At 38.9% G+C, this 19,221-nt stretch carries 11 protein-coding genes; 10 read left to right on the forward strand and 1 reads right to left on the reverse strand.

Annotated features, from left to right (window positions below; all coding sequences use genetic code 11):
* The first annotated feature begins 28 nt into the window (after positions 1-28).
* Positions 29-2,758, forward strand: a complete 2,730-nt coding sequence (infB, locus tag AC5SR4_RS08125) for a translation initiation factor IF-2 (protein WP_495359035.1) — start codon at positions 29-31, stop codon at positions 2,756-2,758.
* Between the two features lie 61 nt (positions 2,759-2,819).
* On the opposite strand, the gene AC5SR4_RS08130 is transcribed toward infB, so the two are convergent.
* Complete coding sequence (locus tag AC5SR4_RS08130; protein ID WP_495359036.1) at positions 2,820-3,209, reverse strand: SPOR domain-containing protein; 390 nt, start codon at positions 3,207-3,209, stop codon at positions 2,820-2,822.
* 214 nt (positions 3,210-3,423) lie between these two features.
* On the opposite strand from AC5SR4_RS08130, the gene AC5SR4_RS08135 reads away from it, so the two are divergent.
* From AC5SR4_RS08135 to AC5SR4_RS08175, 9 genes are all read left to right on the forward strand, one after another.
* Positions 3,424-4,719, forward strand: a complete 1,296-nt coding sequence (locus AC5SR4_RS08135) for a c-type cytochrome (RefSeq protein WP_495359037.1) — start codon at positions 3,424-3,426, stop codon at positions 4,717-4,719.
* Positions 4,720-4,802: 83 nt separating this feature from the next.
* Complete coding sequence (locus AC5SR4_RS08140) at positions 4,803-7,898, forward strand: TAT-variant-translocated molybdopterin oxidoreductase (RefSeq protein ID WP_495359038.1); 3,096 nt, start codon at positions 4,803-4,805, stop codon at positions 7,896-7,898.
* 106 nt (positions 7,899-8,004) lie between these two features.
* Positions 8,005-9,462 (forward strand): NrfD/PsrC family molybdoenzyme membrane anchor subunit, encoded by a 1,458-nt coding sequence (gene nrfD, locus AC5SR4_RS08145; protein WP_495359039.1) that lies wholly within the window; start codon positions 8,005-8,007, stop codon positions 9,460-9,462.
* Positions 9,463-9,465: 3 nt separating this feature from the next.
* A complete protein-coding gene (locus tag AC5SR4_RS08150; protein ID WP_495359040.1) occupies positions 9,466-9,996 on the forward strand; it encodes a DUF3341 domain-containing protein in 531 nt (176 codons plus the stop codon).
* Between the two features lie 6 nt (positions 9,997-10,002).
* The gene (locus AC5SR4_RS08155) at positions 10,003-10,554 is read left to right on the forward strand and encodes a c-type cytochrome (protein WP_495359041.1); all 552 of its coding nucleotides are present in this window, start codon (positions 10,003-10,005) and stop codon (positions 10,552-10,554) included.
* Between the two features lie 20 nt (positions 10,555-10,574).
* On the forward strand, positions 10,575-11,909 hold the full coding sequence (locus AC5SR4_RS08160) for a quinol:cytochrome C oxidoreductase (RefSeq protein ID WP_495359042.1): 1,335 nt from the start codon (positions 10,575-10,577) through the stop codon (positions 11,907-11,909).
* A 30-nt stretch (positions 11,910-11,939) separates the two neighbouring features.
* Complete coding sequence (locus tag AC5SR4_RS08165) at positions 11,940-13,007, forward strand: cytochrome c oxidase subunit II (protein WP_495359043.1); 1,068 nt, start codon at positions 11,940-11,942, stop codon at positions 13,005-13,007.
* A 28-nt stretch (positions 13,008-13,035) separates the two neighbouring features.
* On the forward strand, positions 13,036-14,826 hold the full coding sequence (locus tag AC5SR4_RS08170; protein WP_495359044.1) for a cytochrome c oxidase subunit I: 1,791 nt from the start codon (positions 13,036-13,038) through the stop codon (positions 14,824-14,826).
* 214 nt (positions 14,827-15,040) lie between these two features.
* The gene (locus AC5SR4_RS08175; protein ID WP_495359045.1) at positions 15,041-19,204 is read left to right on the forward strand and encodes a gliding motility-associated C-terminal domain-containing protein; all 4,164 of its coding nucleotides are present in this window, start codon (positions 15,041-15,043) and stop codon (positions 19,202-19,204) included.
* Positions 19,205-19,221 lie beyond the last annotated feature (17 nt).

Raw genomic sequence — 19,221 nt, forward strand, 5'->3', positions numbered from 1 at the left:
ATATATTTGAGTATTTTAAAGGCGATTTATGGCGGAAACAATAAGATTAAATAAAGTATTACGCGAACTTAATATTTCTTTAGACCGTGCTGTGGAATTTTTAGATTCCAAAGGTATTGATATAGAAAAGCGACCTACAACAAAAATTACAACGGATGTATATGAAGTACTATCTAATGAGTTTCAGGTAGATGCTAACAAAAAAGTGGCATCTAAAGAGGTTGGGGAAGCTAAGCTTAAAGAAAAAGAGGTATTGCGCGAGCAGCGTGAGCGTGAGCTTGAAGAAAAACAAAAAGAAGCAGCTAGAAAAGAAGATATTGTTAAAGCCAAAGCCGATAAAATAATTTCTGGACCTAAGCAAGTTGGTAAAATAGACTTAAATCCCACAAAAAAGGAAGCCGCTGCCGCTGAAACCAAGCAAGAAGCACCTGTTGAAAGCAAAAAAGTAGAAGCGAAAGCACCTGAAGCGGAAAAGCCTGTTAGTAAAAAAACAGAAGAGGCGCCTAAAGCCAAGCAAGAAGATGCGCCCAAAAAGCCAACCATTACCAATGAAAATGGCGAGGAAATTACAGAAGAAAAAGTAACAACAAAATACCAAAAACTTTCAGGGCCCAAATTTGCTGGCGATAAAATTGATTTGTCACAATTTAATAAGCCCAAGAAGAAGAAAGAAGATAAGAAAGCAGATCCGAAACCAAAAGAATCTGCCAGTGGTAATAAGAAAAAGCGCCGCCGTATTAGTAAAGTAGGTGGTACAAACACTACCGATAACAGAGGGGGCGATAACAAATCCAGAAACGATCGTTTTAAAGGAAAACAAGGTTCTAGACGTCCTATAATAAAAGAGGATCCTAGCGAAGAAGATGTTAAAAAGCAGGTGCGTGAAACCCTTGAAAAGTTACAAGGGAAATCCTCTAAAGGAAAAGGGGCTAAATACCGCCGAGATAAAAGGGATCAGCATAGAGACCAAACAGAAAAGGATTTACAACAAGAAGCAGCAGAAAGCAAAATTCTTAAAGTAACGGAGTTTGTTACGGCCAATGAAGTTGCTACCATGATGGATGTACCGGTTACCCAAATTATTTCGGCATGTATGTCGCTTGGTATGATGGTTACCATGAACCAGCGTTTAGATGCCGAGACCCTTTCTATTGTAGCAGATGAGTTTGGATACCAAGTGGAATTTGTAACGGCAGATATAGAGGAATCTATTGAAGTTGTTGAAGATAAAGAAGAGGACTTAGAGCCAAGAGCCCCAATAGTAACTGTTATGGGGCACGTAGACCACGGTAAAACATCCTTACTGGATTACATTCGTGAAGAAAATGTTATTGCAGGTGAGTCTGGGGGCATTACACAGCATATAGGTGCTTACGGTGTGGAACTGGAAGACGGACAAAAGATAGCGTTTCTAGATACACCAGGTCACGAGGCCTTTACAGCCATGCGTGCCCGAGGTGCTCAAGTAACCGATATAGCGATTATTGTAGCTGCGGCCGATGATGATATTATGCCACAAACCAAAGAGGCCATATCGCATGCGCAAGCAGCAGGTGTTCCAATTGTTTTTGCTATAAATAAAATTGATAAACCTGATGCCAACCCCGATAAGATTAAAGAAGGTTTGGCACAAATGAACTTGTTAGTAGAAGATTGGGGGGGTAAAATTCAATCCCATGATATCTCGGCAAAATTTGGTACTGGTGTAAAAGAGCTATTGGAAAAAGTATTGCTGGAGGCCGAATTATTAGAGTTAAAAGCCAATCCAAATAAACCAGCTGTTGGAACCGTTGTAGAAGCTTATTTAGATAAAGGACGCGGCTATGTGTCTACCATATTGGTACAGGCAGGTACCTTACGTGTGGGCGATTATGTATTGGCTGGAAAAAACAGTGGTAAAGTTAAGGCCATGCATGATGAGCGTGGTAACGATGTTGAAGCTGCAGGACCATCAACACCTGTATCCATTCTTGGTTTAGACGGTGCACCGCAAGCAGGTGATAAGTTTAATGTGTTTGAAGACGAACGTGAAGCTAAACAAATAGCAGCCAAGCGTTCTCAATTACAGCGAGAGCAATCAGTACGTACGCAGCGTCACATTACATTAGATGAAATAGGACGCCGTATTGCTTTAGGCGATTTCCAAGAGTTGAATATCATTCTAAAAGGTGATGTGGACGGCTCGGTGGAAGCATTAACGGATTCCTTCCAAAAATTATCAACGGAAGAGATTCAGGTTAATATTTTGCATAAGGGCGTAGGTGCCATTACCGAAAGTGATGTATTGTTAGCCTCTGCCTCTGATGCCATTATTATTGGATTTAATGTACGCCCTGTTGGAAATGCCAGGGCCATAGCCGATAAAGAAGAAATTGATATTAGAACTTACTCTATTATATACGATGCCATTAACGATCTTAAAGATGCGATGGAAGGCATGTTGTCACCCGAATTTAAAGAAGAAATTACAGGTACAGCAGAAATCAGGGAAATCTTTAAAGTATCAAAAGTTGGTAGCATAGCAGGTTGTATGGTAACCAATGGTAAAATACTTAGAAGCTCTGGTGTACGTGTTATTAGAGATGGCGTGGTGGTATTTACTGGTGAACTAGCATCCTTAAAGCGATTTAAAGATGATGTTAAAGAAGTAACCAAAGGCTACGACTGTGGTATACAAATAAAGAATTACAACGATATTAAAGAAGGCGATATTATCGAGGCCTTCCACGAAATTGAAGTAAAAAAGAAACTGAAGTAAAATAGAATTTAACCATAAAAAAGCACCGCGAAAGCGGTGCTTTTTTTATATGTATACTTTTCTAGTTAACTTTTTTTGGCTTGAAAATAAAGGCACTTGGAAATTTTTGTTTGATCTTTTTCAAGGCCCTATCTGCCTCCAGACGTGTTCTAAAGTTACCAGCCCAAATTTTAAAATTGGGGGTTTCGTATTGTATGGTCGAGACCCACTCGCTAAAATGGGTGTTGAATTGGCTTTGCGAGGCCTCGGCATCAGAACGGTTCCCGGAGTATATTTGAATCTTATACCGATCAGAATCGGTTTTGTTCATATCCTTCTTAATATTTAGTAGTTTTACAATATTTTTATCTTGATTTATGCTAACGTTTCCCTGTTGTGCCATACATACTGTAGGGGCAATAAAAGCTATTAAAAGGCTTAAGATGGTGGTTTTCAAATTCAATGATTTCATATTCAAATATATTTCTACAAAGGTATACGATATTAACGTAGATTTAGGTTGCTTATTATTATTTAGAATCCCTCTAAATTATCAATTAACAGTTCTCTAACATTTCTAAAATCGACTTTAAGTATTACTTTTGCCTGAGATTTTATAACTTGGTTTTTTGTGTTTTGTAATGAAAAAACCATACCAAAGTTTAGAAGTTAATATAACCAACAATATGAGAAAGGTGATTCACCGTACATTAAGTAAAAACATTCTTGGTTTAAGCTTAATTATTTTTTTAGCGTTTACAGTTGCTCTTTCGGCCCAAGAAGGAGACCCAGCAAAAGGAAAATCATTATTTAACGCCAATTGTGCTGCTTGTCATCAATTAGATAAAAAGATGACGGGACCAGCATTGCGACATGTAGAACAACGTTTGGCAGATGAAGAAGGTTTAGATAGGGCTTGGATTTACGATTGGATACACAACAGTGCAGGAGTAATTAAATCTGGTGATGCTTACGGAAATAAAATCTTTGATGAATATAGTGGTTCAGCTATGACAGCGTTTCCACAACTTTCAGAAGAAGATATTGATAATATTTTAGCTTATACGGCTGAGGAAAAAGCGGCACCACCTACACCAGCACCAGGATCAGAAGTTGCTGGTCAGGCTAGTGGAAGCTCTAGTGGGATTTCCAACGAAATTATCTTAGGCGCTTTAGCCATTCTGTTCATGTTATTGGCGCTTGGTCTCTATTTGGTAAACAAAACATTACGTCGTTTTGCAACAGTACAAAATATAGAACTGCCAGAGGTTACTAAAAGAACGCCACTATGGAAAGCTTTTGTGCAAAATCAATTCTTAATGCTTGTATTTGCAATATTCTTATTGCTTACCAGTGCATACTTTGTATATGGTTATTTAATGCAAGTGGGTGTAGACCAAGGGTACCAGCCGGTACAGCCCATTCATTTTTCACACAAAATACACGCAGGTGATAATGGTATAGATTGTAAGTACTGCCACTCATCAGCACGTGTTAGTAAAACTTCAGGAATTCCATCGGTTAATATATGTATGAACTGCCATAAATCAATCTATGAATACAATGGTGAAACATCTCCGGAGTATTCTAAAGAATTTTATGATGGTGAAATTAAAAAAGTATATAAGGCTGCTGGATGGGATGATGCTGAGCAAAAATACACTGGCAATACCCAACCAGTAAAATGGGTACGCATTCATAATTTACCAGATTTTGTTTATTTTAATCACTCACAACACGTTACGGTTGCAGGCGTTGAATGTCAAACATGTCACGGTCCGGTTGAGGAAATGGAAGTTATGTACCAACATGCACCATTAACCATGGGTTGGTGTATTGAGTGCCATAGAACCACCAATGTAAACGTAGAGGACAATGCTTATTATGAAAAGATACATGCAGAGTTGTCTAAAAAATATGGTGTAGACAAACTAACAGTGGCTCAAATGGGTGGTCTGGAATGTGGTAAATGTCACTATTAATAAATTAAAATATAAAAGTAACGGTTTTTAGTTTTTGGAAAAACTCTAATAACTAATAACCAACAACTAATAACTAGTAAAATATGTCATCAAACAAGAAATACTGGAAAAGTGTTGAAGAGCTAAACGAAAATAGCTCTATTGTTGAGACGCTAAAACAAAACGAGTTTGTAGCTGAAATTCCTACGGATGAATTCTTAGGAGATAAAGATACCTTAGAGTCTACAGCTACAACGCGTCGCGATTTCTTAAAGTATGTAGGGTTTACTACAGCCGCCGCATCGTTGGCAGCTTGTGAGGGGCCAGTAAAAAAATCGATTCCTTATGTGGTACAGCCCCAAGAAATTGTTCCTGGTGTTTCCAACTACTATGCAACTACCATTGCAGACGGCTTTGATTTTGCAAGTATTTTAGTGAAAACCCGTGAAGGCCGTCCCATTAAAATTGAAAACAATACTTTGGCAACCACTTATGGAAGTGCCAATGCCAGAGTGAATGCTTCGGTTTTAGGATTGTACGATAGCTTAAGGGTACAGGGCCCTAAAAAAGGTGGTGAAGCCATTTCATGGAGTACGTTTGATGCAGAAACCAGTAAAAAATTAGCAGAACTTGCAGCAGCCAATAAATCCATTGTGTTATTAACACAAACTTTTGCAAGTCCATCAACCAGTAAATTGATTGCTGAGTTCAAAGAAAAATACGGTAATGTAAGTCATGTTGTTTATGATGCTGTTTCAGAATCAGCAGCATTGGATGCTTACCAGGCTAAATATGGCGAACGTGGTTTGGCTGATTACGATTTCTCTAAAGCTATGACAATTGTATCGGTTGGAGCTGACTTTTTAGGTGATTGGCAAGGTGGCGGATTTGATGCTGGGTATTCTAAAAATAGAATTCCAGACCATGGTAAAATGTCACGACATATCCAATTTGAATCGAATATGTCTTTAACAGGTGCCAATGCCGATAAACGTGTGCCATTAACACCTAGCGAACAAAAATTAGCTTTAGCCAAACTATATAGTTATGTGGTAGGAGGATCTGTATCAGGAAGTCTACCAGAAGCTGTAGAAACAGCCGTTAAAAAAGCAGCTGCCGAGTTAAAGAAAGCTGGTAGTAAAGGTGTTGTAGTTACAGGTATTCAAGATGTAAACGCACAAACTGTTGCTTTAGAAATAAATACATTTTTGGCGAGTAAAGCATTCGACCCAAAGACACCTATAAAAACAAGACAAGGTAATGATAAAGCTGTTGCAGCTTTAGTAGCCGATATGAAGGCTGGTAAGGTTGGTGCCATTATTATGAGTGGTGTAAACCCACTTTATACCTTGCCGAATGCTTCAGACTTTGCCGAAGGATTAAAGAAAACAGAATTATCTGTAGCGTTCTCAATGAAAGCTGATGAAACATCTTCAGAAACAGATTATATAGCAGCCACACCACATTATTTGGAATCATGGGGCGATGTAGAGTTTAAAAAAGGTGCTTATGCTTTAACACAACCGACTATTCGTCCGTTGTTCAATACCAGGCAATTCCAAGAGGCTTTATTAAAATGGACGGGTAACGATGCAACTTACCACGACTATATTAAAGATACTTGGGGAGTGAGCATTTTGGGAGGTTCTTCTTTCAACCAAGCTCTGCACGATGGTGTTTATGAAGGTACTATTGCTACAGAAACTGAAGATACAGCAAATGATGTAGAAGAGACAGCAGCAATGCCTTCAGGAAATGCAGCCAATGCTTTAGCAGCGTCAGCTAAGTCTAACGGATTGGAATTAACCTTATATACCAAAGTAGGTATGGGAGACGGGCAACAAGCCAATAACCCGTGGTTACAAGAATTTCCAGACCCCATTACAAGAACGTCTTGGGATAACTATTTAACCATTTCTAAAGCGGATGCCGAAGAAAAAGGCTTAATGAATAAGCATGTTGCAAACGGTGCCTTAAATGGAAGTTATGCCAATGTAACGGTTAATGGAACTACTGTTACGGTTCCAGTAATGATTCAACCCGGACAAGCCAAAGGATCAGTTGGTATGGCATTTGGTTATGGAAAAACAAAAGGACTAAAAGAAGAAATGCAAACAGGTGTAAACGCCTATGCATTATATCAAGATTTTAACAACGTTCAAAGTGTATCTATTGAGCCAGCTGAAGGCGAGCATGAATTTGCTTGTGTGCAACTGCACAATACACTAATGGGACGTGGCGACATTATAAAAGAAACCACACTAGAAATTTTCAATACTAAAGATAAAAAGTATTGGAATGCTATTCCTGTGGTATCTTTAAATCATGAAGAAACACCCGTTACATCTCCTGATGTAGATTTATGGGACGAGTTTGATCGTTCTATAGGTCACCACTTCAACTTATCGATAGACCTAAACGCTTGTACAGGGTGTGGGGCATGTGTAATTGCCTGTCACTCTGAAAACAACGTGCCAGTAGTAGGTAAAACAGAAGTGCGTCGTAGCCGTGATATGCACTGGTTGCGTATAGATAGGTATTATTCATCTGAAGAGTCATTCCTTGGGGATGATGAGAAAAAAGAGAACATTTCTGGTTTAGGAAGTTCCTTAAGTGAATTTAGTGAAATGGAGCATGCTGCAGAGAATCCTCAAGTAGCGTTCCAACCTGTAATGTGTCAGCACTGTAACCATGCCCCTTGTGAAACTGTTTGTCCGGTTGCGGCAACATCACACGGGCGTCAAGGGCAAAACCACATGGCGTATAACCGTTGTGTAGGTACAAGATACTGTGCTAACAACTGTCCGTACAAAGTACGTCGTTTCAACTGGTTCCTTTACAATGGTAATGATGAGTTTGATTACCACATGAATGACGACCTAGGACGTATGGTATTGAATCCAGATGTTGTAGTACGTTCTCGAGGCGTTATGGAGAAATGTTCAATGTGTATTCAAAAAACACAAAAAACCATTCTAGACGCCAAGCGTGACGGACGTGAAATCAAGGATGGTGAATTCCAAACAGCATGTTCTGCAGCTTGTAGTAGTGGAGCTATGATATTTGGAGACATTAATGATAAAGAAAGTAAAGTTGCAAAACTTAAAGAAGATAACCGTATGTATCACTTATTAGAGCACGTGGGAACAAAACCTAACGTGATGTATCAAACAAAAGTGAGAAATACAACCGAAGCATAATAAGTAATAAAGTTAGAAAGTAAAAAGTTTAAAAGTTGAAAGTTAGAGTAAAGAACTCATAAACCTATAAGCTAATAAACTTCTATAAACAATTAAACAATTAAATATGGCGTCTCATTACGAAGCACCTATTAGAAGACCCTTAGTTACAGGCGAAAAATCATACCACGATGTTACTGTGGATGTAGCAAAGCCTGTTGAAGGAAAAGCAAATAAACAATGGTGGATAGTTTTTGGTATTTCACTTGCAGCGTTTCTTTGGGGAATTGGATGTATCATTTACACGATATCTACTGGTATTGGAACTTGGGGTTTAAATAAAACTGTAGGTTGGGCTTGGGATATTACTAACTTCGTTTGGTGGGTTGGTATTGGTCACGCAGGAACCTTGATTTCTGCTGTACTATTATTGTTCCGCCAAAAATGGAGAATGGCCATTAACCGTTCTGCTGAAGCGATGACCATCTTCTCAGTAGTACAAGCAGGTTTGTTTCCAATTATACATATGGGCCGTCCGTGGTTAGGCTATTGGGTATTACCCATACCAAACCAATTTGGCTCGTTATGGGTAAACTTTAACTCGCCTTTACTTTGGGACGTATTTGCAATTTCAACATATCTATCAGTATCGTTGGTATTCTGGTGGACAGGGCTATTACCAGATTTCGCGATGTTAAGAGACCGTGCTATTAAGCCGTTTCAAAAGAAAATATATTCATTGTTAAGCTTTGGATGGTCTGGACGTGCTAAGGACTGGCAACGTTTTGAAGAAGTGTCATTAGTATTGGCTGGTTTAGCAACACCCTTGGTGCTTTCGGTACATACCATTGTATCTTTTGACTTTGCAACGTCGGTCATTCCAGGTTGGCACACCACCATATTCCCACCCTATTTTGTTGCAGGTGCGGTATTCTCAGGATTTGCAATGGTGAACACGTTGCTTATTATTATGCGTAAAGTGTGTAGCCTAGAAGATTATATTACAGTACAACATATTGAATTGATGAACATTGTAATCATGATTACAGGTTCTATAGTAGGTGTGGCCTATATTACAGAATTATTTATTGCTTGGTATTCCGGTGTGGAGTACGAGCAGTATGCTTTCTTAAATAGAGCTACAGGACCTTACTGGTGGGCTTATTGGATGATGATGTCCTGTAACGTATTCTCTCCACAGTTTATGTGGTTTAAAAAATTAAGAACCAGTATTATGTTCTCATTCTTTATCTCCATAGTGGTAAACGTAGGAATGTGGTTTGAGCGTTTTGTTATCATCGTAACGTCGTTACATAGAGATTACTTACCTTCATCATGGACCATGTTCTCACCAACTTTTGTAGATATCGGGATTTTTATAGGAACCATAGGATTCTTCTTTGTATTGTTCTTATTGTACTCAAGAACATTCCCAGTAATTGCACAGGCTGAGGTGAAAACTATTTTGAAATCATCTGGAGAACGTTATAAGAAACTTAGAGAAGCAGGCAGTAGTTTGGTAGGAACAGGAGCCGATGAAAGAACCTCTGGAGATAAAGTTAAAAACAAAAAAAACCAAGCGTAGACAATGGAAGCATCTAAAGTAATTCACGCTATTTATACGGATGATGATGTATTGATGTCGGCTGTTAAAAAGGTTAAGGCCGAAAAGCATCACATTGAAGAAATATATACACCGTTTCCAGTTCATGGATTGGACAAAGCGATGGGCTTAGCACCAACACGTATAGCCATTACAGCATTCTTGTATGGCCTAGTTGGATTAACCGTGGCTATTGTGATGATGAATTTCATTATGATTAAAGATTGGCCACAAAACATAGGAGGTAAACCTAGCTTTAGCTATTTAGAGAATATGCCAGCCTTTGTGCCTATTATGTTTGAGCTAACGGTGTTCTTTGCTGCGCATTTAATGGTAATTACATTTTATTTACGTAGTAGAATGTGGCCGTTTAAAAACGCGGAAAATCCAGATCCAAGAACAACCGATGATCACTTTTTAATGGAGATTGCTGTTGCTGGAAATGAAAAAGAACTTGAAAGTTTGCTTAAAGAAACTGGAGCAGTTGAGATTAATTTAATTGATAAAGCGCATTAATAAGAGATGAAGAGCTTAATTAAAATAGTAGTATTAGCAGTCGTTTTAGTAGCTGTATCATGTAAAACCGATACCGCGCCAAACTACCAATTCATGCCTAATATGTATGAATCTGCAGGGTATGAAACTTACGGTGAAGCAGCATTTAAAGATGGACTAGAAGCGCAGTTGCCAGCAGAAGGGTCAATTGCAAGAGGGTTTGTGCCTTTTGATATTGAAAACTCTACCGAAGGTTACGAATTGGCTAAAGCGACATTAAAGAGTCCATTAGATTCTACTCTGGTAGACCTAGAAAGCGGCAAAGTATTATATGATATTTACTGTGGTATATGTCATGGAAACAAGGGCGACGGCCAAGGCAACTTAGTAAAGCGCGAAAAAATTCTTGGTATTCCAAGTTATGATGATGCGGGTAGAGCCATTACTGAAGGCAGTATTTACCATACCATTTATTATGGTAAAAATGCTATGGGTTCTTATGCAAATCAACTAAAAGAAGAAGAACGTTGGCAAGTAGTTTCATATGTATTGAAACTTAAAGCAGATTTAGAAAAGTAAGACGATAAGATTATATAGACATGTATACATTTTCAAATAAATTAAAGACTTTTTCTATCATTCTAATGGTTTTAGGATTGTTAGGTGTAGGATATGGTTTTATGACATCTCATAAATCTTTAGAAGAAGTAAAAACATTACTTACCGAAGAGGCATCGCACCACGGGGGTGGTCATGAAGCAGAAGCAGCACATGTTGTTGAAGCCGATGCCCATGATACACATGCTGAAGATGCCCATCATGATGATGCCCATGCAGAACACGTGCAACACCAAATTGCAAATAGACCTTGGTCTGCATTGTATGTGGCTGCCTTTTTCTTCATGATGATAGCCTTGGGGGTGTTAGCGTTTTATGCTATTCAAATAGCATCTCAAGCTGGGTGGTCGCCTGTACTGTTTAGAGTTATGGAAGCCATTACGTCTTTTGTTTTGCCAGGTGCTCTAATCGTTTTACTAATAGCTATAGCATCAGGTACCATAGGCCACTACAATCTATTTGTATGGATGGATCCCGATGTTGTTGCACACGATAAGTTAATAGAAGGCAAATCAGGTTGGTTAAACCTAACGGGGTTTACCATTCGAGGTTTAATATTTATAGGAGGGTGGAGCCTTTATCGTCATTTTGCACGTAAGTTCTCTATTGCGCAAGATACTGCCGAGGATAATAAAAACTTCAAAAAATCATTCCGTATTGCAGCAGGGTTCTTGGTATTCTTTATCTATACCGAGTCTATGATGTCTTGGGACTGGATTATGAGTGTAGACCCTCACTGGTTCTCTACGTTATTTGGATGGTATGTGTTTGCCAGTATGTTTGTAAGTGGTATAACCGTTATTGCTTTAATGAGCATTTATTTAAAGTCTCGAGGTTATTTGGAATTTGTTAATGAAAATCATTTGCACGATGTAGCGAAGTTTATGTTTGCCATGAGTATTTTCTGGACCTATTTATGGTTCTCACAATTTATGCTGATTTGGTACTCTAATATTCCAGAAGAGGTAACCTATTTTGTGTCACGTTTCAACGATTACAAATTACCGTTCTTAGGAATGGTGGTTATGAACTTTGTGTTCCCAATTTTAATGTTGATGAATGCAGATTATAAACGTATCCCTTGGTTTGTTGTTATGACAGGTTTAGTCATCTTAGCCGGGCATTATATAGATATTTTCAATATGATTATGCCAGCTACCGTTGGAGATAGATGGTTTATAGGGATTCCAGAAATTAGTTCGGTTTTACTGTTTGCAGGGTTATTCATATTTGTAGTGTTTACAGCTTTAACAAAAGCACCATTATTGGTAAAAGGATATCCTTTTAGAAAAGAAAGCGAAGAATTTCATTATTAATTAAGATTTAAATAAAGACGAACGATAACAATGACTGCTTTATTAACAATTATAGTTTTAGTATTTATTTTAGTTGCCATATGGCAAATGATAAAGATTTTTGATTTAGCACAGGCTAAAACAGAAAACACTCAAGTTGCCAACGATAAGGATAATACCATCAATGGATATTTAATGATGGGCTTTTTAGCGTTCATTTATATCATTACAATTGTAAGTTTTGTAAAATGGGGTGATTTACCATTACTATCCAATTCAGCTTCAGAACATGGCCCAACTATCGATAATTTGATGATTGTATTCTTAATCATTATTTTCTTTGTGCAAACTGTTACACAGTTTTTATTGCACTATTTTGCTTTCAAATATAAAGGAGAAAAGGGTAAGAAAGCTTTGTTCTTTGCAGATAATAATAAGTTAGAAGCGATTTGGACTATTATTCCCGTTATTGTATTGGCAGGATTGATCATCTATGGTCTTAATACATGGATTAATATCATGGGGGTTGATGAAAGTGAAGATCCATTAGTAGTAGAGTTATATGCACAGCAATTTAACTGGACTGCCAGATATGGTGGTGCCGATAACACTTTAGGGAAATCCAATGTGCGTTTAATCGATATAGATAGAGCCAATGTATTAGGTTTGGATGAATCTGATCCTAATGCACAGGATGATGTTATTACCAAAGAATTGCACTTACCCGTAGGGCGTCCCGTATTGTTTAAAATGCGTTCCCAAGATGTACTGCACTCAGCATATATGCCTCACTTTAGAGCACAAATGAACTGTGTGCCAGGGATGATTACTCAGTTTGGGTTTACACCAACAGTTACAACTGCTGAGATGAGACAGAGCCCAGAAATGATTGAAAAAGTGGCAAACATTAACCGTATAAGAGTAGAAAAAAGTGAAGCCTTAATAGCTAAAGGAGAACAGGCATTAGATCGCTATGAGTTCGATTATTTATTGCTGTGTAATAAAATATGTGGTAAGTCACATTACAATATGCAGATGAAAATTATTGTTGAAACCCAAGAGGAATATGACGCTTGGATAAAAGAGCAAAAAGAATTTAAGAACTCTCTAATTAACTAATTTAATAAAGTAAACACGATATAAGATTATGTCAGCACACGAAGATACGCACGCTCACGACGACCACGGACATCATCACAAAGAAACGTTTGTAACTAAATACATATTTAGTCAAGACCACAAGATGATTGCTAAGCAGTACCTTATTACAGGTACCATTATGGGAGTTATAGGGGTTATAATGTCTATGATGTTCCGTATGCAAATTGCATGGCCAGAAGAGCCTAACGTGTTATTTGAGGCACTATTGGGTAAATGGGCACCAGAAGGCGTTATGGATGCCGATATTTATTTAGCCTTGGTTACCATACACGGAACCATCATGGTATTCTTTGTATTAACCGCTGGTTTAAGTGGTACATTTAGTAACTTATTAATTCCGCTTCAAATTGGGGCTCGCGATATGGCTTCAGGGTTTTTAAACATGGTATCCTACTGGTTGTTCTTCCTGTCTAGTGTTGTTATGGTGTTGTCTCTATTTGTAGAAGCAGGGCCTGCAGCAGCAGGATGGACCATTTATCCGCCATTAAGTGCATTACCAATGGCACAAGGAGGCTCTGGTATGGGTATGACCCTGTGGTTGGTATCTATGGCTATCTTCATTGCATCGTCATTACTCGGGTCGTTAAACTATATTGTAACTGTTATAAACTTACGTACAAAAGGGATGTCTATGACCAGATTACCTTTAACCATTTGGGCATTCTTTATTACAGCAATCATTGGTGTGGTATCTTTCCCAGTATTGTTATCAGCGGCGTTGTTATTGATTATGGATAGGAGTTTTGGAACATCCTTTTTCTTATCTGATATATTCATTCAAGGTGAAGTATTGCACTATCAAGGTGGCTCGCCAGTATTGTTCGAGCACTTATTTTGGTTTTTGGGCCATCCCGAGGTATATATTGTAATATTGCCAGCTATGGGGCTTGTTTCCGAAATTATGGCCTCAAACTCTAGAAAACCAATTTTTGGTTACCGCGCTATGATAGCTTCGATTTTAGCCATTGCTTTTCTATCAACCATTGTATGGGGGCACCATATGTTCATTTCAGGAATGAACCCATTCTTAGGATCGGTATTTACATTTACAACATTATTGATTGCCATCCCATCAGCAGTAAAAGCATTTAACTGGATAACCACGCTATGGAAAGGAAACCTACAAATGAATCCAGCTATGTTGTTTTCCATTGGATTCGTTTCAACGTTTATAACAGGAGGTCTAACTGGGATTATACTGGGGGACAGTGCTTTAGATATCAATGTTCATGATACCTATTTTGTAGTAGCCCACTTCCATTTAGTAATGGGTATATCGGCATTATATGGCATGTTTGCAGGAATCTATCATTGGTATCCTAAAATGTTTGGTAGAATGTTAAACAAAAACTTGGGTTATATCCACTTCTGGGTTACAGCAGTGTGTGCTTATGGGGTGTTTTTCCCAATGCACTTTATAGGAATGGCAGGTTTACCACGGCGTTACTATACCAACAGTAATTTCCCATTATTTGATGACTTAGCCAATGTAAATGTTATTATAACAATATTTGCCTTAATAGGAGGCGTAGTTCAAATACTGTATTTATACAATTTCTTTGCTAGTATATTTTATGGAAAGCGAACTACTCAAAACCCATGGAAATCTACAACTTTAGAATGGACGGCTCCTGTAGAACATATGCACGGTAACTGGCCAGGTGAGATACCTCACGTTTATCGTTGGGCATACGATTATAGTAAACCAGGACACGACGAAGATTTCGTGCCTCAAAACATTCCGCTAAAGGAAGGTGAAGAAGAATTGCAGCATTAAGAAGTAAAAACAATTTTAAATACATACAAAAAGCTCTCATGTAACATGAGAGCTTTTTGTGTTTAAATGCATAAATTTTCGATGAAATACAAAATAATTTAAAAAAACTCGTTGAAATACAAAAAAATCAGTTAAATTGCATCGCTATTTGTTGTAGGAGTATTTTCAACATAGAGCAAAAAAGATGAAACATTATTCTTAATATAGTTAAGTTATGATAACAAAAACTACGCTAAAGATTCTATTTAAAATAGCATCTTATGTTTTGATATTGTTTTGGGTAGCTTTTTCAGATGCTCAATGTCCCACAATATCAAATTCAACCCCACCTCCCATATGTGATGCTTCAGGCTACACATTTAACAATCTAAGTGCCGACTATGCTACCGATACAGGTGGCGGTATTGTTTGGTATTCGACCAGTACTGGGGGAAGTACATACAACCCAAACGAATTGGTTATGGAGGGTACTTACTATGCAGATGACAATACAGGAGCTTGTGGAGCAAGAACCCCCATTACAGTCAGTTTTCAAATAAGCGATTCAGGAGAAAATTTAGATCGTATTTATTGTAGTAATGAAAACGCTACCATTCAAACATACATAGATGATGTATTGCAATCGAGTATTCCCGTAGGTGGTAGCGTAGAAATTTTTTACGATTATAATTTAACCAACCAAGCCAATACAACCGATGCCATTCCTAGTGGCGCATCAAATTACTTCATTGTATTTGTAGATAGTAGTAATTGTAGAAGCCAAATAGAAATTGGTCAAGTAGGGGTGTTCAATGCACCTTCAGATCCAGCACCTCCAGCCAACCAAGAGTTTTGCGAGGCCGATAACCCAACGGTGGGCGATTTAACCCCAGGAACCACAGAAACCAACTATAATTGGTATGATGATTTAGATGCCTTTGGGAATCCCATTCAGCCAGCATTGTCTTTATTACAGCCTTTAATAGATGGTGAAACCTATTATATTCAGTTGGACGATGTGTTTTGTGTAAGCAACCCCATGCCCGTTACTGTTAGCGTAAATGCTACACCAAATCCAGGATCTCCTGCATTTTTAGAATATTGTAACGATAACCTCCCTTCAGCAGATTTTAATCTGTACGATGCATTAGGAGGATCACCCGATACCACAGGAACATGGTCTGGACCATTAACCACAACCAATGGATACTTAGGTACCGTTAATATTTCAACATTAACCACACCGGGCACTTATGTATTTGCCTATGCAGTATCTGGTGGGGGTATTTGTCCAAATTCAGGAGCTTCAGTAACCATTACCGTTTACCAAAACAATACATCAGGAACACCTTCCGCAGCGAACCCTGCCATGTTTTGTGAAGCCAATTTACCATCAGGTTTCGATCTGTTTTCACTATTGGATAATGAAGACCCTGATGGACAATGGACACAAGGTACTACAAGTACTGATCCTATAGTGACTAGTCCGATAGATTTAACAGGTTTTACTCCAGGAACCTATAATTTTACCTATACACAAAATTTAGCACCTTCACCTTGTGCTGAAGAATCTACAACCGTTCAAGTAACTGTATTGCCAGATCCCAACGCAGGCACAGCCGTTAACCAAACCTTTTGTGAAAATGATTTGGCGAGTAATTCGCCTTTCGATTTATTCAATGCTCTAGATGGGTCACAGGACAACAACAGTGGCACTTGGACCAACAGTAGCAATGCTACCGTAACCAACCCCATAGACATTACAGGATTCACCGTAGCCGGAAGTCCGTATACATATAATTACACCATAGATAATGGTGCGTGTTCCGATACCGAATCCATTACCATTACCATCGCACCAGCTCCAGAATCTGGAACACCTGTTTCAACGTTTCCAGAGTTTTGTGAAGCTGCTGCACCCTCAAGCTATGATTTGTTTGATCTTTTAGACAACGAAGATCAAACAGGTACTTGGTACGTAGGGGTCGATAATACAGGTACAGCCATAACAAACCCAGTTGACCTTTCAGGTTATATTGCAGGAACCTATGATTTTACTTTTGATGTTGATGCCATTGGTAGTTGTGATGACATATTGGTAACCGTTAGTGTTACAATCAATCCATTACCTAATACGGGTACGCCCATACCTGCAACATTCTGCGAAAATGATTTAGTATCAAATTCGCCATTAGATTTATTTGCACAATTAACAGGAGAAGATGCAGGAGGAGTATGGACTGATGATAATACAACAGGTGCCTTAACTGGGAGCGATGTAGACTTAACCCTTTTAGCTATAGGCAGCTACAATTTTACATATACCATAACAGATGGCAATAGCTGTACCAACAGTTCAACAGTTGTGGTTACTGTACAAGATGCTCCAGAATCTGGAACACCCAATACACCTATGGAATTTTGTATATCCGATATCACTTCAGCTCAAACCGTAAACCTTTTCGATTTATTAGAGAGCGAAGACCAAACAGGGACATGGAACGATGATGATGGTACAGGAGCCCTAACTGGCAACACTGTTACTATAGATGGTCTGGCAGCAGGCACCTATAATTTTACCTTTGATGTAGATGCTATAGGCAGTTGTGATGATGCTAATGTAACAGTAAGTATTATTATAAACGATACCCCTGCACCAACAGCAACCTCACCGCAAGCGTTTTGCGATGCTGCTACAATAGCAGAGTTAGTTGCGACAGGAACCAATATACAATGGTATGATAATGCCACAGGAGGTACTGCTTTAGATGGCAGCACCGCTTTAGTAGATGGTGAAACCTACTACGCATCACAAACCGATGCAACTTCAAGTTGTGAATCATCAATAAGAACAGAAGTAATAGCCACCATTTATACAACACCCAATGCAGGGAATGCCGTAGGTATTATAGCCTGTAACGATGCCACCAATATAGACCTATTTACAGGCTTAGATGGTACACAAAACGCGGGTGGTGTTTGGCAAGATACCGATGGTACAGGAGCCGTATCTGGTAGTACCTTAGATGCCACGGGATTAACAGCTGGAACGTACCAATTTACATATTATGTAGCAGCCTCGGCACCATGTACAGATGACAGTACCATAATAACAGTTACTATAGAAGAGCCCTTAAATCCTGGAACCGATGGTACTTTAGATGCGTGTAGCAGTGAAGGAACTACCAATTTATTTACCCTTATTGGCCCTGCCGATGTAGGTGGTGTTTGGTCACCAGTCATGGCCAGTGGCACAGGGGTTTTTGATCCTTTGGTAGATGCCCCAGGTACCTACACATATACATTAACAAATGCCTGCGGCAGTTTTAGTAGTGATGTAGTTGTAACCGTAACACAAGCAGCCAATGCAGGTACTAATACATCAACATTAATATGTGTTAAAGACGGACCAACAGATTTATTTACATTTTTAGGAACTTCAGCACAAGCAGGAGGAACTTGGTCTCCAGCCTTAGTTAGTGGTACAGGCGTATTCGATCCAAGTGTAGATACTGCAGGCGTGTACACCTATACCGTAACCGCCACAGGGCCTTGTGCAACCAATGCCAGTGCAGATATTACAGTAACGGTTGATGATACCCCACCTGTAGTGGTAGTAGATGCTAGCCCTGCTTATTGTAGAGTTGATAACCCCACCGTGGCCGATTTAGACGATGCCATTCGTCCTACAGGAACCGTAACCTGGTATGCCGATGCCGCTTTAACAACCGTATTGAGCAGCACCGATGCCTTGGTAGATGGTGAAGATTACTATGTAACACAAACCAATAGTTCCGGTTGTGAGTCGTCCATTAGTGAACAGGTAGATGTAACCGTTAACGATGCAGCAACACCAACTTTAGCAGATGCAGGGATGACCTATTGTATTAATGACGGTCCAACTATTAACGACCTAACGTTTAACATAGCAGAATACAATCAAGCCGCCAATAATGTTGTTTGGTACGATTCGGCAACAGGAGGTACAGTAATAAGCAGTACAACCACACTGGCCAATGCAACCACCTATTATGCGGCACTTATAGATGCTGCATCAGGTTGTGAGAGCAGTGTGCGTTTAGCAGTACTGCCCGATGTATCAGACTGTGGCAAAATAGCCTTGCCAGATGGGTTTTCACCTAATGGTGATGGTGTAAACGATACCTACGATTACGATAATCTGGACGTACTGTACCCGAATTTTGAAATAGAGATCTATAACCGCTATGGTAACATTGTTTACAAGGGCAATGCCTCAACACCACGTTTTAATGGTAAGTCTAACCAATCGCGAACCATAGGGAGTGGCGATTTACCAGTAGGTGTTTATTATTATATTTTCAATTTTAATGATGGTACCACAAAACCAGAACAAGGACGCTTATACTTAAGCAGATAATTTATAGATAAAACAAA

It is taken from the genome of Aestuariibaculum scopimerae (assembly GCF_059428085.1).

What these genes read in the sequence shown, in the direction of transcription:
- infB (WP_495359035.1), top strand. Translation starts at nt 29, where the DNA reads ATGGCGGAAACAATAAGATTAAATAAAGTATTACGCGAACTTAATATT.
- AC5SR4_RS08130 (WP_495359036.1), bottom strand. Translation starts at nt 3,209, where the DNA reads ATGAAATCATTGAATTTGAAAACCACCATCTTAAGCCTTTTAATAGCT.
- AC5SR4_RS08135 (WP_495359037.1), top strand. Translation starts at nt 3,424, where the DNA reads ATGAGAAAGGTGATTCACCGTACATTAAGTAAAAACATTCTTGGTTTA.
- AC5SR4_RS08140 (WP_495359038.1), top strand. Translation starts at nt 4,803, where the DNA reads ATGTCATCAAACAAGAAATACTGGAAAAGTGTTGAAGAGCTAAACGAA.
- nrfD (WP_495359039.1), top strand. Translation starts at nt 8,005, where the DNA reads ATGGCGTCTCATTACGAAGCACCTATTAGAAGACCCTTAGTTACAGGC.
- AC5SR4_RS08150 (WP_495359040.1), top strand. Translation starts at nt 9,466, where the DNA reads ATGGAAGCATCTAAAGTAATTCACGCTATTTATACGGATGATGATGTA.
- AC5SR4_RS08155 (WP_495359041.1), top strand. Translation starts at nt 10,003, where the DNA reads ATGAAGAGCTTAATTAAAATAGTAGTATTAGCAGTCGTTTTAGTAGCT.
- AC5SR4_RS08160 (WP_495359042.1), top strand. Translation starts at nt 10,575, where the DNA reads ATGTATACATTTTCAAATAAATTAAAGACTTTTTCTATCATTCTAATG.
- AC5SR4_RS08165 (WP_495359043.1), top strand. Translation starts at nt 11,940, where the DNA reads ATGACTGCTTTATTAACAATTATAGTTTTAGTATTTATTTTAGTTGCC.
- AC5SR4_RS08170 (WP_495359044.1), top strand. Translation starts at nt 13,036, where the DNA reads ATGTCAGCACACGAAGATACGCACGCTCACGACGACCACGGACATCAT.
- AC5SR4_RS08175 (WP_495359045.1), top strand. Translation starts at nt 15,041, where the DNA reads ATGATAACAAAAACTACGCTAAAGATTCTATTTAAAATAGCATCTTAT.